Origin of the sequence: Variovorax sp. Root434 (assembly GCF_001426595.1) — a bacterium.
GTDB lineage: Bacteria > Pseudomonadota > Gammaproteobacteria > Burkholderiales > Burkholderiaceae_C > Variovorax.
The window spans coordinates 259,792-275,140 of the sequence record NZ_LMEK01000012.1 but is presented as its reverse complement, the minus strand read 5'-3'; the positions used below and the strand labels follow the sequence as shown (position 1 = coordinate 275,140).

Here is a 15,349-nt window from a genome sequence, read left to right as displayed (position 1 = left end):
AGGCGCCCTGCCTGCAGACTCGAAGGCACGACATTGGCGGCAATGCAACCAGGGAGCGCTTCTTGCTGTGTCCGCCCTCATGCCACCGCCGCCGCGACAACCCGCCATGCAATCCGTCTCCGGACAGAAGATCTTCCGCATCCGCCGCGACTACAACGCCTGGGTCGCGAACGAGACGCTGGAGGACTACGCGCTACGCTACACGCCGCGCAGCTTCCGCAAGTGGTCGGAGTTCCGCGTGGCGAACGCGGCCTTCGGTGCCACCTCGTTCCTGGCGCTGGAGGCCATTGGCGGCGCGATCGCCCTGAGCTACGGCTTCTCGAACGCGCTGTGGGCCATCCTGGTCGTCGGGCTCATCACCTTCCTCACGGGGCTGCCGATCTCGTACTACGCGGCGCGCCACGGCGTGGACATGGACCTGCTCACGCGCGGCGCGGGCTTCGGCTACCTGGGCTCCACGCTCACCTCGCTGATCTACGCGAGCTTCACCTTCATCTTCTTCGCGCTGGAGGCGGCCATCCTCGCGCTGGCGCTGCAGATGTATCTGGACTGGCCGCTGTGGCTGCTGTACATGGTGTCGTCGATCGTCATCATTCCGCTGGTGGCGCGCGGCATCACGCTCATATCGGGGCTGCAGCTGTGGACGCAGCCGATCTGGATCGTGCTGTTCGTTTGCCCCTTCATCGCGGTGCTGGTGAAGAAGCCCGAGCTCTACGCCGACTTCACCGGCCTCGTGGGCCGCACCTCCGACAGCAGCGGCTTCGATCCGCTGATGTTCGGCGCCGCTGCCACGGTGGCCTTCTCGCTGGTGGTGCAGATCGGCGAGCAGGTCGACTACCTGCGCTTCCTGCCCGAGAAGACCGCCGTCAACCGCGTGCGCTGGTGGACGGCGGTGCTCGTCTCCGGGCCGGGCTGGATCGTGCCGGGCATGCTGAAGATGATGGGCGGCGCGTTTCTCGCCTTCCTGGCGCTGCAGCACGAGATACCGGCCAATCATGCGATCGAGCCCACGCAGATGTACCTCACGGGCTTCTCGTACGTGCTGCGCGACCCGGCCTGGGTGCTGGGCATCACGGTGCTGTTCGTGCTGGTGTCGCAGATGAAGATCAACCTGACGAACGCCTACGCGGGCTCGCTCGCGTGGTCGAACTTCTTCGCGCGGCTCACGCACAGCCACCCGGGGCGCGTGGTGTGGCTGGTGTTCAACGTGGTCATCGCGATCCTGCTGATGGCGCTGGGCGTGTTCGCGGCGCTGGAGCACGTGCTGGGCTTCTACAGCAACATCGCCATCGCCTGGGTCGGCGCGCTGGTGGCCGACCTGGTCATCAACAAGCCGCTGGGGTGGAGTCCGAAGACCATCGAGTTCAAGCGCGCGCACCTGTACGACATCAACCCGGTCGGGCTAGTCTCGATGCTGATGGCCGCCGCACTCGCAATGCTGGCCTACTCCGGCGCGCTGGGCCATTGGGCGAAGGCCTTCTCGCCCTTCATCGCACTGGCCACCGCCATGGCGCTGTCGCCGCTGCTGGCCTGGCGCACGCGCGGACGCTACTACCTCGCACGCCATGACATCGACCGCTGGACGCCCGGCCAGAACGTGAAGTGCTCGGTGTGCGACAACAGCTTCGAGTCGGAGGACATGGCGCACTGCCCGGCCTACAGCGCACCGATCTGCTCGCTGTGCTGCACGCTCGAATCGCGCTGCCACGACCGCTGCAAGACCGACTCGCGCGCGGCCGAGCAGATGAGCGGCTGGCTGCAGGCGCTGCTGCCGCCGGCGCTGTCGGCGCGGCTCAACTTCCGCGTGGCGCATTACCTGCTGATTGCCACCTCGCTCATTGCATTGCTGGCCACCGTGGTCGGCGTGGTCTATGCGCAGGAGGCGCTGGCGGGCACGAGCGATTCGGTCATGGCCACGGCCTTCCTGAAAGTGTTCGCGCTGCTCTCGGTGGTGGCCGCGGTCGCCGCATGGTGGGTGGTGCTGGGCAGCGAGAGCCGGCAGATGGCGCAGGAAGAATCGATGCGCCACAACAACCTGCTCGCGCTCGAGATCGAGGCGCACCGCCGCACCGATGCCGCGCTGCAGACCGCCAAGGAAGCCGCCGAGGCCGCCAACCAGGCCAAGACGCGCTACGTGGCCGGCATGACGCACGAGTTGCGCACGCCGCTCAACAGCATCCTGGGCTACTCGCAGATCCTGCTCAAGGGCGACGCGGTCGCGCCCCCGCGCGAGGCGGTGCAGACCATTCACCGCAGCGGCGAGCACATGCTGGGCCTGATCGACGGGCTGCTCGACCTCGCGCGCATCGAGGCCGGCCGGCTGCAGCTCGAACCCGCGCCGCTCGCGCTGCCCGCCTTTCTCGACCAGCTCGTGCACATGGTGCGCCCGCAGGCCGAGAACAAGGGCCTGGCCTTCGTCTTCACGCATGCGGGGCAGTTGCCGCCGTGGGTGCACGCCGATGCGAAATGGCTGCGGCAGATCCTCATCAACCTACTGACCAATGCCGTGCGATTCACCGACAGCGGTACGGTCACGCTGCATGTGGATGCGCGGCGCGAGGTGCTGCGCTTCGACGTGGTCGACACCGGCATCGGTGTCGCGCCGCAGGACCACCAGCGCATCTTCCTGCCCTTCGAGCGCGGCGCAGCGGGCCGCCGGCGAGGCGAGCCGGGCACGGGACTGGGCCTCACCATCACCGGACTGCTCACCTCGCTGATGGGCGGCGAGCTCAAGCTGGCGCAGACCTCGTCGCAGGGCAGCACCTTCAGCGTGCGCGTGTACCTGCGCGAGGTGGCCGACCCCGGCCCGCAGGCCAAGGCCGGCGCCTTGCGGCAGCCCGTGTCGGGCTACATCGGCGCGCGCCGCACGCTGCTGGTGGTCGACGACCAGCCTGTGCAGCGCCAGATGCTGGCCGGCATGCTCGCACCGCTGGGCTTCGAGATACGCGAGGCCGCAAGCGGCACCGAATGCCTCGACAGCCTGCGCGAAGAATTGCCCTCGGCCATCCTGCTCGACCTGACGATGGACGACATGGACGGCTGGCAGACCGCCACCTCGGTACGCGCCTCGGGCTTCGGGGACATCCCGATCATCATCGTCTCGGCCAACATGTTCGAGAACAAGAACGAGCGACTGCAAGCCGCAGGCTGCCAGGCTTTTGTGGGCAAGCCAGTGATCGAGTCGGAGCTGATCGCCACGCTGGAGCGCCACCTCGGGCTCGAATGGCTGTCGACCGCCGACGCGCTCTCGCCTCTCGCGGGTGAAGCAGAAGAAGCGCCGCAGCGCCCCCGGCAACTCGCTCTTTCGGAAGACGACCGCGCCGAACTCATGCGCCTCGTGCAAATGGGCCACGTGCGCGGCCTGCACACGGCGCTCGACCGGCTGGCAGCCGCCTCGCCCGCCGCGGCCGCCACCTGCACCTGGCTGCGCGGCATGGTCGTGCGCTTCGAACTCGACAACCTCCGCAATGCACTGGCCGAAGATGCAGACACCCTCGCCCCCTGAATCGTCATCCGAACGGCCCGTGGTGCTGGTGGTGGACGACGCGCCCAGCAGCCTCGGCATGCTGTGCGACACGCTGGAGGCCAGCGGCTACACCGTGCTGGTGGCAGTCGACGGCGAGGCCGCGCTGCAGCGGCTCGAACTCGTGGTGCCCGATGCGATCCTGCTCGACGGCCTGATGCCCGGTCTCTCTGGCTTCGAGACCTGCAGGCGCATCAAGTCCAACCCGGCGCTCGCGCACATCCCGGTGCTGTTCATGACGGGCCTGTCGGAAACCTCGCACGTGGTCGAGGGCTTCGAGTGCGGCGGCGTCGACTACGTGGTGAAGCCGATCCGCGCACAGGAGGTGCTGGCGCGGCTGCACACGCACGCGCGCAACGCCCGCATCACGCGCATGGCGCGCGACGCGGTCGATGTGGCCGGCATGGGCGTGGTGTTCGTCGACACGCGCGGACGCATCGCGTGGCGCTCGCCACAGGCCGCGCTGTGGCTGCACGCGCTCGAAGACCCGGTGGCGCCGGGCCTGCTGCCCGCGTCGCTCGAACCGGCGCTCGCACCGGGCGCGGCCATTGCCATCGGCACCGCCACGGGCATGCGGCTGTCGGTGCGCAACCTCGGCGCCGCGGCACTGGGAGAGACGATGCTGCTGTTCGCCATCCAGCGTGAAGGCCCGGCGGCCCGGCTGGCAGATGCCGCTCTCACGCCGCGCGAGACCGAGGTGCTCTCCTGGCTCGCCAAGGGCAAGACCAACCGCGACATCGGCGACATCCTCGGCACCAGCCCGCGCACGGTGAACAAGCACCTGGAGCACATCTTCGAGAAGCTGGGGGTGGAGACGCGGGCGGCTGCGGCGGCGCTGGCGAGCGGTATGTAACCCCCATGGGGTAACCGCCCCAACGGCACGGGGCTATAGGTCGCGAATACTTTGGTTGCATTCAAAATGAGAACGCCACCGGAGTCAACAATGCTCTCAAGCCTTCTGCAGTTTCCTCCCCGCGAAAGTGCGTACAGGCGCAAGTTCCTGAACAACACGGACGAGAACCTCTTCATGGGCTCGTTCGAGAGCTTCGCGGCAGCCGAGGCCGGCGCGCCGCCCTCCAAAGCCGTGGGCTACGCCAATGCCGATGCGAGCGAACTCTACAGCCCGCAGATCTATTTCTACGACTATCCCGGCCTCTTCTGGCTGGGCCGCTCCATCGATGCGGGGCTGACGCGCGTGTTCGACCTCGGCGGACACGTCGGCATCAAGTACTACGCATTCCGGCGCGTGCTGACCTACCCCACCACCCTGCAATGGACCGTGTGCGACGTGCCAGGCGTGGTCGAGAGCGGCCGCGCGATGGCCGTGAAGCGGGAAGCCACCGCGCAGCTCGGCTTCACCACCGACTACCGCGATGCGAGCGGCTGCGACGTGCTGTATGTCTCGGGCAGCCTGCAGTACCTGCCGACGCGCATGGACGCGATTCTTTCCGCGCTGGCCGTGAAGCCGAGGCGCATCGTCATGAACACCACGGCCGTGCACCCCGAGCGCACGATCTACACGCTCAACAGCATCGGCGTGGCCGTGTGCGCCTACCGCATCCAGCACCACGACGAACTCCTGGCCGATCTCGCACGCTCGGGCTACAGGAAGCGCGACGTGTGGCGCAACGAGGGCAAGCCGATCGAGGTGCCCTTCGTCGACGGCGGCGACAAGCCGTACTACGCGGGCTGCTGCTTCGACCTCGTCGATTGATGCGCCAACCCGGCCGGGGAACTCCGGTCGGCAGATCCCGGCCGGCGGCTTGGCGCCGCCTCAGGCATCAGCGGCGGCGCAGTGCCGCCAAAAAAATCTTGACCGCCTCCGAAAAGATATTAAAGTGATATCACTTTTAACGGAGGCATCCATGCAAGAGAAGACCCCCAACACCCCCCGGCCGGTGCGAAAGGAGCGCCCCTACCGGTCGATCAACGGATACGGCGTGTGCGCGGTGGTGCTGCTGCTGATCGCCGTCGGCGTGCTGGCGATAGTGCAGCGCCTGATGCCCCTGCCGATCGGCATCCTGCTGATCGTTGTGGGCCTCGTGCTGATCCCCGGCCTCTACATGCTGCAGCCCAACGAGGGCATCATCCTCACGCTGTTCGGCGAGTACCAGGGCACCGACCGCACCGAAGGCCTGCGCTGGACCAACCCGCTGCAGAGCGGCCAGAAGATCTCGCTGCGCGCACGCAACCTCAACACGCCGCCGCTGAAGGTGAACGACAAGCGCGGCAACCCGGTGGAGATCGGCGCGGCGGTGGTGTGGAGGGTCTACGACACGGCGCAGGCCGTGTTCGAGATCGATGACTACAACAGGTTCGTCGCCATCCAGGCCGAAGCCGCGATCCGCCATCTCGCCACCCTCTACGCCTACGACAGCGGCGACGACCTGCAAAGCGAAGAGACCACGCTGCGCGCCGGGCTCGACACGGTGGCCGACGCGCTCAAGGAGGAGCTGAACCAACGCTTCGCCAGCGCAGGCGTCGAAGTGCTCGACGCCAAGCTCACCCACCTCGCGTACGCACCGGAGATCGCGCAGGTGATGCTGCGCCGCCAGCAGGCGGTGGCCATCGTCAGCGCGCGGCACCAGATCGTGGCGGGTGCGGTCGGCATGGTCGAAGCGGCGCTCAAGGGCCTGTCGGAGCGCAACCTCGTGGTACTCGACGACGAACGCAAGGCCTCGATGGTGTCGAACCTGCTGGTGGTGCTGTGCTCGGACCGCGAGACGCAGCCCGTGGTGAACACCGGTACGCTGTACACCTGAAGCCCGCTCCCGATCCCCTCGATGGCAAGTCCCGGAAAAAAATCCTACCCCCTGCGCATCGACCCGGCCCTGTGGGCCGAGATCGAACGCCTGGCGGCGCAGGAGCTGCGAAGCGCGAACGCGCAGGTCGAGTTCTTGCTGCGCGAGGGGCTGGCCAGACGCGGGCGGCTGCCGACCAAGGACGCCGACGCGCCCGACAAGCCCGCATCGCCTCGGTGATAACCCCGAATCCGCTGAGGGCGGAATGACAGCTCCGGCCTCTACGATAGGCAACGACAGGCGGCCTCCAGGCCACTGGCCTTTTCTTCCTCCCGGAGACATCGTGACAAAGCCCCTTCCTTCCCCCTTCCTCGCCCTCACCCGCCGCGCCGCCTTGCCGCTGGTCGCGGCCCTCGCGCTCGCCGGCTGCGGCGTCCTCGGCGGCGGCAACAAGCCTGCGGGCGAAGACATCCACGTCATGACCTCGGGCGGCTTCACCGCCGCCTACAACGACCTGCGCCCGGAGTTCGAGCGCAGCAGCGGCCGCACCGTCAAGACCGCCTATGGCGCCTCGATGGGCAACGCCACCGACTCGATCCCCAGCCGCTTGGCGCGCAACGAGCCGGCCGACGTCGTGATCCTCGCGCGCCCGGCGCTCGATGCGCTGGTGGCGCAGGGCAAGGTGGTGGCGGGCAGCCAGGTCGACCTGGTGCGCTCGCCCATCGGCTTCGCGGTGCGCAAGGGCGCGCCCAAGCCGGACATCGGCACGGTCGACGCGCTCAAGCGCACGCTGCTCGCGGCACCGTCGATCGCCTATTCGGCGAGCGCGAGCGGCACCTACTACGAGACCGAGCTGCTCAAGAAGCTGGGCATCGAAGACCAGGTGAAGCCCAAGAGCAAGCGCATCCTGAGCGAGCGCGTGGGCTCGGTGGTGGCGCGTGGCGACGCGGCGCTCGGCCTGCAGCAGGTGAGCGAGCTGCTGCCCATCGAGGGCATCGACTACATCGGTCCGCTGCCCGCCGAGGTGCAGCTCGTGACGGTGTTCTCGGCCGGTGTCGCCACCGCATCGAAGCAGCCCGATGCGGCGCGGCAGCTGATCCGCTATCTCAACTCCCCGGCCGCGGCGCCCACCATCGCGAAGACGGGGCTGGAGCCGCTGTCGGCGCGCTGAACCGCGAAACCACGGCCCGTAAACTGGCGGCCTTCATTCCTTCCCGACGAACGGACGCCATGACCACTCGGCCCTCTTCCGCCCTCGTGACCGCCTTTGCGCCCAGCGGCACGCTGCGCGCCTCGATCAACCTCGGCAACCCGATCCTCGCCAACAAGGACGTCGCCACGGGCGAACCCATTGGCGTGTCGATCGACCTTGCCCGCGAGTTCGCGCGACAGCTTGGCGTGGGCGTCGAGCTGGTGGTGTTCGAGAAGGCCGCGGCCTCGGTGGACGCGGTGAAGAACGAGAAAGCCGACATCGGCTTCTTCGCGGTCGACCCCGCGCGCAGCGAAGGGCTGCGCTTCACCGCGCCTTATGTGCTGATCGAAGGCAGCTACCTTGTGCCCGAATCGTCGGCGCTGACCGACAACGCGCAGGTCGATGCCGAAGGCCATCGCATCTCGGTCGGCTCGGGCAGCGCCTACGACCTGTTCCTCACGCGCGAGATCAAGGCCGCCGAGATCGTGCGCCTCCAGGGCGCGGGGCCCGCGCTCGCTGCATTGCGGGCGGGCCAGGTCGAGGTGGCGGCGGGCATCCGGCAGCTGCTCGAAGGCGAAGCTGCCCGCGCGCCGGGCGTGCGTGTGCTGCCTGGGCGCTTCATGGTGATCCAGCAGGCGATGGGTACGCCGGCCAGCCGAGGCGCCGAAGCGCAGACGCTGCTCGCCGCCTTTGTCGAGGAGATGAAGGCTTCGGGCTTTGTCGCCGATGCATTGAAACGCCATCGCATCGAGGGTGCGATCGTTGCGCCGTAGTTGAGCGCTCCTGTTCGGGGCGCGTGCACAGGCCACCGGGTACTTCCCTCCGCGAATCCCCCGCCTTCGGCTCCTCCTTTATTTCGCTGCGGGAAGCACCCGGTGTCCTGCGCACGATGGGCGCAGTCGTGGTGCTGTCCGATCACTCACCGCTCTGAACCGCTCGCGCCGATGAGGTGCCTTGCGCAGCGAAATAAAGGAGGAGGCCGCAGGCCGGGGGACATTCGCGGAGCAAGGTACCTCGTCGGCGTGAGCGGCGCCCTGAACAATCAAAGCTTGTACGCCTCCACAGGCCCCTGTGAGTAAAACAGGAAGTACCCCGTCTGCGTCTTGAAGCCGTTCTTCTGCCACCCAGGAGGCACCTTGAAGATGCCGAGCTGTTCGCTCGAGATGCCGACGAAGGACGTGTTCTCCGTGTCGGTCGTGATGCGGCTCCAGCGCTCGCGCGTCACAGGCTGCATCTGCATCTTCGGCTCGCTCCATTCGGGCGTGCGCACCTTGTCGCGCATCACGTAGCGGTCGCCCTGCCGCTCGATCTTGACCAGTTCCTTGAGCGCGCCGTTCTGCTTCACGGCGTAGACGCCGACCAGTTCGGCCTCCGGCCCGCCATTGCTTGCGCCGCAAGCGCCCAGCAACATGGCGCAAGCGCCCATGGCCAGCCATTTCAATGCTGTGTTCATGATGATCCCGGTGTGATGAGGCGCGCACCGCCCTGCAGGCATGCCGGTCGGTGCGCGCCGGGGTTTCAAACAACGTTCAGCGCTTGAGGTTCTCGCGCAGCTTCAGGCCGCCCTGGAAGCGCAGCGCATGCGGGTACTCCTCCTTCTCCGCACCGGTGGCCACCGCCGCCATCTTCTGCTCGCTGACCTGCGTCTTGGCCAGCAGCGTCGCCGGCAGGTTCAGCACTCCCTTGATCTGGTCGTACTGCGCCTGCGTGATGCGCCCCACGCTCAGCAGCCGGAACGCGTCGCGCTCGATGTTCAGCAGCAGCGGCTTGTTGCCGGCAAAGCTCTGCGCCTTGGCCAGCAGCGCACTCCACGACTGCCCGCTGTAGTTGCTCACGTAGTAGTCCTGCCCGGTCGGCCCGGCCAGCACCGCCGTGCAGCCAGGCAGTTCCACCTGCGTGCTGTTGTTCGACATCACGAAGGTCTTGCGCTGGTCCATCGCGTCGCCGTACGCCAGCGTGACGGGGATGGTCCACGTCGAGGCCGGGTACACGTTCTGGTTGGGGAACGACTCCTGCGTGATGTTCACGTAGGTGCTGTTGCCCGCGCACTGCGCGTCCACCGTGAGCAGCGGTATGCCGGTCTGCCGGATCAGGCTGTCGCCGATCTCGCTGACCTTCTTGTCGGTCGCCTTTTCCAGAGAGCTCCACAGGCGCGAAGGCGTGACGTTGCCGAACGCGTAGTCCTTCAGGTAGATCTGCAGGCCCTTCTGCATCGCTTCTTCGCCGATGTAGTTCTGGATGGTCTCCAGCACGTGGCTGCCCTTGTTGTAGACGAAGATCGACGGGCTGATGAAGCCGAACGAACCCGCATCGTTGAGGTTGCGCTGCACGGGCACCGCGGTGCTCTTCAGGTCGGCCACGATCACGTTGTGCTTGTCCAGCACGTAGTCGGAGAAGCTGTAGTACTCGGGGTGGAACTTGATCGTGGTGCGGCGTTCGAACCAGCGCGCAAACGATTCGTTGAGCCACACGTTGTCCCACCAGTCGAGCGTGACGAGGTCGCCGAACCACTGGTGCGCGACCTCATGGGTCACCACCGTCACCGAGTACAGCGTCGGCGTGTCGCCCGGCTTGGTCAGCACGCGGTCGGCAAACTCGAAGATCGAGCCCCAGTTCTCCATGCCGCCGAAGCCGGTGTTGGGCTTGTTGTCGTAGCTGTCGTTGGCCGCGACGGTATCGAACTTCTTGAAGGGCAGCGGGATGCCGGTGTACTTGTAGTAATAGTCCATCGACACCTTGGTCCACTCCATCGCGAACTTCGCCCAGTCGGAGCGGCCCGGCGGCGTGAACCAGCGCAGCGGCATGTCGCTGCCGTCGAGCGGGTTCTTGAAGGTGTCGGCCAGGATGTCGAACTTGCCGCCGCCGAAGAAGGCCAGGTACATCGGCATCGAGAGCGTCTTCTCGAAGGCCACGCGCTGGTAGCCGTCGGGCAGCTTCGTCGCCTCGGTCTGCGCGCCGTTCGACACGGTCTTCCAGTCACCCGGCACCTCGGCCGAGATCTCGAAGGTGTGGCGGAAGGCCGGTTCGTCCCAGCCCGGGAACCACTGGCGCGCATAGTTGGTTTCGCCCTGCGTCACGATGGCGTCGCTGCTCACGCCTTCAGGTGTGGAAAGGCCCACCTTGAAGACGCCGGTGGCGGCCGAGCAGAACGGGTTGCGCGCCACTTCGGCGGGCGGGCAGTACTCGGCATCGGAGAACTGGATCTTGCCGTCCCACTCCATGTGCAGCAGGTACTTGCCCTTGGCGATCTGGCCGTCGTTCAGGCGCAGCTGCACGAAGTCGCCGAGCGTCTGCGGCGTGGGGATCAGCGGGATCGCCTCGCCGGGTTTCGACACCTTGCGCAGCGTGGTGCGGCCCTTGGCGAAGTTCAGGTTGTGCGCTGCGACGACGATGGCATCGACCGGCTTGAGCACCTCGATCTCCACGTCGCCGCGGCCCACGAAGGTCTTGAGCGCCGCATCGGGGCGGAACCACAGCTTGTAGTTGCTCGGCCAGACGGTGTCGGGCAGCTCCATGGGCTTGGTCGTGCGGTCGATCGCCGCCGCGGTGGGCGCGCCATCGTCGGGTGCCTTCGCCGTGGGATCGGACGCCGGAGCGGAAGCGACCGGCTCCGACGGCGCACCGAGACCGACGCCTGCGCCACCGAGCGAACCGCCACCACTGTCTCCACCGCCGCCGCATGCCGTCAGCACGGCAAGGGTCACTGCCGTGATGGCAAGATGATTGAAGACGGGTGTATTGAATTTTTTCATGATCGCCTCTGGGTACTCTTGGTAAGAAGAAACATGCGCCGTCCTGCATGCACCGGCGGATAGCCGGCGATGCGCGTGACGCGCGCGGTGATGAGATGAACAACGGGGTTATCTGAAAGAAAAGGGCAACACGATGCCCTCCCGGCGAACGCTTGCGTTCGTCAGGACCACACAGTCATGCAAAGGCACACCGCGCAAAAAGCGGTGGTCCCAGGATGCGGGGCGTAAGAGGTTCCATTCCCGTCGAGACGCGGGGTGGTGGGATGCGAACGCGGGCGTGTAGCGCGAAGGCTTGCGTTCAGTGCTCGGATATCGGAGCGGTGCGTTTGCGCGAAGTGCAAACGGCACGGGCCATCTCGGCGATGGCAAGACTGTCTGCGGCTCTTGTCGTTGATTTCACGCGCATTCCCTCGTCCATTGGTGTGCGCTCAGTTTTATCTGATCGCACACGTCCGCTCAACGGATCGCGGAACTTTTCCCTCTCAAAATGTTCGCGCGCGATAGACCGAATGGAGTCACCGCACATCGCGTGTGCCATGCGGTACGAAGATGGTTCATCGCATACGTCGCCTGCCGCGAATGCAGCGCGCATTCGCTGTGACCTTGCAGCCACAGCATCGGATTTCTGTGGCGGAACAGTTATGAAGCCTGCGACTGAGACACGCCCACCGCCGGTGGCGTACGGTCTCGCAGCCACAGCATGAAGCCGCAGCCGAACACCACCACCTGCGTGCCGATCAGCAGCGCAAAGCCCGCGAAGAAGCCCGAGGCGGAGGCGGCCGAAGCCGCGGCCGCGCCCGATGCGCCCGAACCATGCGACACCGCGCTGATCACGCCGCCCATCAACGCCGGCATGAAGCCCGCCACCAGGCTGCCGGCACCGTTGGTCACGCCGAACGCACTGGCCGTGTGCTCGGGCCGCGAGCAGTACTGCACCGTGCTCGGAATGGCCGGGCTCTGCAGGCCCCAGAAGAAGTTGGCCGCCACGAGGCAGCACGCCGCCGCATACGGGTCGCTCGCGTTGATGGCCATCAGCACCGACAGCGCCACGCCCACGCTCGCGCCCATGAAGATGAAGGGCACGCGCTCGCGCCCGACCTTGTCGATCAGCACGCCGCCCACGAACACCGCGAGCACGGTGGCGTACTGCGGCAGCGAGGCCAGCCAGCCCATCTCGCGCATCGAGAAGCCGCGCGCCTCGCGCAGGTAGGTCGGCAGCCAGTTGCTGCTGCCCCACAGGTAGGCGAGCGCGGCCGAGGTCAGCAGCGTGATGAGGAACAGGTGCCGTGTGTGCAGCGCACCCTTCACGATGCCGCCCACGCGCGCCATCGCCTCGCCGAACGACGAAGGCTTGACACCATCGGCATGCGCGGACGGCATGCGCACGAAGGCCAGCACCAGCGGAATGCCGAGCACGATGTTCAGCACGCCGAGCACGTGGAACGAGGTGTCCCACGCGAACCGGGTGAGCAGCCAGCCCACCAGCGGATAGCCGATGGCCAGCCCCAGCCCCGTGCCCATGTTGACGAAGGCATTGGGCTTGCCGTTCTCGTCGCTGCGGAAATGCGCCTTGATGTACGACGAGGCCAGTGAGAACAGCGGCCCTTCCGAAACGCCCAGCAGCACCCGCGAGGCCAGCAGCAGGCCGTAGCTGTGGAGCATCGGCGAGGCCCACGTCACCACGCCCCAGAGGACCAGCCCGTAGACCAGGCTGCGCCGCACGCCGAATAAGGCCGAACAAAACGGCGTGAGCACGAAGGCCGACACGCCATAGCCCAGCATGAAGGCCGTCGCCAGGAAGCCCTGGCTCACGCGGTCGGTGGCGGCAATGCCCACGTGGTTCAGGAACGCGGCATCGGTGATCAGTACCGCGATGTTGATGCGGTCCACGTAGGAGATCGCAACGATCACGAACAGCGTGAGGACGCCGTACCAACGAAAGTTCTTGCTCTGCATGATCTGTCCTGCCGATGTGAGGGTGATGACGCGGCTGCGCGCCTAGAACATGTGGCGCATGCCGAACTCGGTGCCGCTGGAGGCGCGGTTCGGCATGGTGATCGCGCCCGCCAGGGCCTGCGACGCACCGTTCTTGTTGCTGATGCGCGCGATGGTGGCGTACAGCGCCGTGCGCTTCGACAGGTTGTGCACGTAGCCGATGGCCAGCTTCGACGACGTGGGCTTGAGCGCCGCGTTGGCGGGCTCTAGCTTGTAGCGTGCATACGAGGCCTTGATCTCGCCCGGTCCGATGGGCAGATGGAAGCCGATGAGTGCGCCCTTGGCGTCGGTGCTGCCCTTCGATTCCTTGTACAGCTCGCTCGTGAGCTTGAGGTTCATGAGCGAGGCATCGAAGGTATAGGCCGCGCCGAGGTTGGTCACGCGCAGGTCGCCGCTCGCGTAGCGCGTGCGGCCGGTGGCCAGGGCCACGTTGAGTCCGCCGTTCTGGTAGCCGAAGCGCGCGCCGGTATGCTCGCCGTCGTGCTTGTTCGACACCAGCGTGTTCGGCAGCACCGAGTTGGAAGCGTTCTCGCCCATGGCATACATCACCTGCCCGTAGAAGCCGCCAAGATTGGCCGGCAGGAAGTAGCCGACGCTGTTCGAGGCGCGCGTGCCGGTGGGTGCCACCAGGCCACCGAGGCCCGAGAAATAGATCTGGTTGGCGCCGATGCCGCCGCCTGTGCCGAAGGGATCGAAGATGGCCGTGTTCCAGAACGCCGGCACGTAGTCGCGCCCCAGCCGCACTTCGCCGAAGGGGCCCGCAAGGCTCACCGTCGAGCGGCGGTTGAAGCTCAGGATGCCCGCGGTGCCGTTGCCGCTGGCCTGGTTGTTCGTGTTCGACGGAAAGCCCTGCCCGCTGTCGTTCTGCAGGCCCATCTCCATCCAGAAGTTGGCCGAGTAGCCGCCGCCCAGGTCTTCGGTGCCGCGAAAGCCGAGGCGGCTGAACATGTTGCCGCTGTTGGTCAGCTGCGTCTTGTGGGCCGAACCGTCGCCGCTGCCCGTGGTGTAGGTGACGGCGGCATCGACCACGCCGAAGAGCGTGACGGAAGATTGGGCCAGCGCTGCGCCAGCCGCGGTGGCCGCAGCCATCGCGATCAAGTACTTTTTCATTGAATGTCTCGGTTGTTTTTTCTCGGCCGTCTTTGGGTTGTGGCCTTGTTCAGATGTCCAGCACCAGTCGCTCGCCCTTGCAGCGAGAGACGCAGATCATCATGGTCTTGTTGGACGCACGTTCGATCTTCGTGAGGATGCCGTCGTGGTGATCGATTTCGCCCTCGATCACAGCGGTCTCGCAGGCGCCGCAGACGCCTTCCTTGCAGCTGTGGTCGGGGTTGAGGCCGGCGTCGATCAGGCTGTCGAGAATCGATTTGCCCGGAGGCACCTCGACACTCTTGCCGCTCTTTGCACACATCACCACGCAGCTCTGCGTGGCGCTGGGCGCCTCCACGTGCACGGCGGCAAAACGTTCGATGTGCGCGTTGGCGTAGCCGAGTTGCTCGCAGCTCTTTTCAAAAGCGTCGAGCATCGGCGTCGGGCCGCAGCAGTAGTAGTGGCTGGTGGCGCCCTTGCCGGCCAGCAGCGATGCGAGGTCGGGCGGCACGCCCTTCTCGTCGTCGAAATGCCAGGTGAGCTGTACCGACTTTTCCTTCGCCAGCGCCTCGATGGCATCGCAGAAGGCCGCCTCCTTGCGGGTGCGTGCGCAGTACAGGATCTCGACAGGCTTGCCGATGGCCACCAGCCGCTGCAGCATGCACCAGATGGGCGTCACGCCGATGCCGCCGGCCACCAGCACCGAGCGCTCGGCGCCCTCTTCCAGCTTGAAGTTGTTGCGCGGCGCCGAGATGGGCAGCGTCATGCCCACGCGCAGCTGCTGGTGCACGTAGCGGGAGCCGCCTCGGCTCTTGCGGTCGTTGAGCACGCCGACCACGTAGCGCTGGCGGTCGCTCGAAGGGTTGCACAGCGAATAGCTGCGCACCAGCCCGTTGGGCAGGTGTAGGTCGATGTGGGAGCCGGCCTCGAAGGCGGGAAAGTCCACCGCCGGCGTGGCCGGCCGGAACTCGACGCTGACGATGCCGTCGGCCTCGTAGCGCATGGTGTGCACGAGGGCGTTCAGCGTGGGAGAAGACATGGCGATGCTCGCTTGCGG

General features: G+C 66.6%; 12 protein-coding genes. 7 read left to right on the top strand and 5 right to left on the bottom strand.

The genetic code is table 11. The features are described 5' to 3' along the window. The first annotated feature begins 106 nt into the window (after positions 1–106). From ASD05_RS11830 to ASD05_RS11800, 7 genes are all read left to right on the top strand, one after another. Positions 107–3,505: an ATP-binding protein gene (locus ASD05_RS11830; RefSeq protein ID WP_235507946.1), complete on the top strand. Its 3,399-nt coding sequence runs from the start codon at positions 107–109 to the stop codon at positions 3,503–3,505. Beyond that, complete coding sequence (locus ASD05_RS11825) at positions 3,483–4,376, top strand: response regulator transcription factor (RefSeq protein WP_056594299.1); 894 nt, start codon at positions 3,483–3,485, stop codon at positions 4,374–4,376. The genes ASD05_RS11830 and ASD05_RS11825 overlap by 23 nt, the downstream gene beginning before the upstream one ends. A 90-nt stretch (positions 4,377–4,466) precedes the next feature. Next, positions 4,467–5,237, top strand: a complete 771-nt coding sequence (locus ASD05_RS11820) for a TIGR04325 family methyltransferase (protein WP_056592151.1) — start codon at positions 4,467–4,469, stop codon at positions 5,235–5,237. Between the two features lie 151 nt (positions 5,238–5,388). After that, entirely contained in the window at positions 5,389–6,285 is an 897-nt protein-coding gene (locus ASD05_RS11815) for an SPFH domain-containing protein (protein WP_056592148.1), read from the top strand. A gap of 21 nt (positions 6,286–6,306) precedes the next feature. Continuing rightward, positions 6,307–6,504 (top strand): hypothetical protein, encoded by a 198-nt coding sequence (locus ASD05_RS11810; protein WP_056592145.1) that lies wholly within the window; start codon positions 6,307–6,309, stop codon positions 6,502–6,504. A 103-nt stretch (positions 6,505–6,607) separates the two neighbouring features. Further along, entirely contained in the window at positions 6,608–7,435 is an 828-nt protein-coding gene (locus tag ASD05_RS11805) for a substrate-binding domain-containing protein (protein WP_056592142.1), read from the top strand. 59 nt (positions 7,436–7,494) lie between these two features. Next, positions 7,495–8,229: a transporter substrate-binding domain-containing protein gene (locus ASD05_RS11800; RefSeq protein WP_056592139.1), complete on the top strand. Its 735-nt coding sequence runs from the start codon at positions 7,495–7,497 to the stop codon at positions 8,227–8,229. 269 nt (positions 8,230–8,498) lie between these two features. Here the strand turns inward: ASD05_RS11800 and ASD05_RS11795 are convergent, their stop codons facing one another. The 5 genes from ASD05_RS11795 to ASD05_RS11775 all read right to left on the bottom strand — a co-directional run bounded on the left by ASD05_RS11795 (position 8,499) and on the right by ASD05_RS11775 (position 15,331). Then, positions 8,499–8,909: a hypothetical protein gene (locus ASD05_RS11795; RefSeq protein WP_056592136.1), complete on the bottom strand. Its 411-nt coding sequence runs from the start codon at positions 8,907–8,909 to the stop codon at positions 8,499–8,501. A 76-nt stretch (positions 8,910–8,985) separates the two neighbouring features. Beyond that, positions 8,986–11,208 (bottom strand): M1 family metallopeptidase, encoded by a 2,223-nt coding sequence (locus ASD05_RS11790; protein WP_056592133.1) that lies wholly within the window; start codon positions 11,206–11,208, stop codon positions 8,986–8,988. A gap of 639 nt (positions 11,209–11,847) precedes the next feature. After that, positions 11,848–13,164, bottom strand: a complete 1,317-nt coding sequence (locus tag ASD05_RS11785) for an MFS transporter (protein WP_056592129.1) — start codon at positions 13,162–13,164, stop codon at positions 11,848–11,850. Between the two features lie 42 nt (positions 13,165–13,206). Continuing rightward, on the bottom strand, positions 13,207–14,313 hold the full coding sequence (locus tag ASD05_RS11780; protein WP_056592126.1) for a porin: 1,107 nt from the start codon (positions 14,311–14,313) through the stop codon (positions 13,207–13,209). A 49-nt stretch (positions 14,314–14,362) separates the two neighbouring features. After that, on the bottom strand, positions 14,363–15,331 hold the full coding sequence (locus ASD05_RS11775) for a PDR/VanB family oxidoreductase (RefSeq protein ID WP_056521924.1): 969 nt from the start codon (positions 15,329–15,331) through the stop codon (positions 14,363–14,365). Positions 15,332–15,349 lie beyond the last annotated feature (18 nt).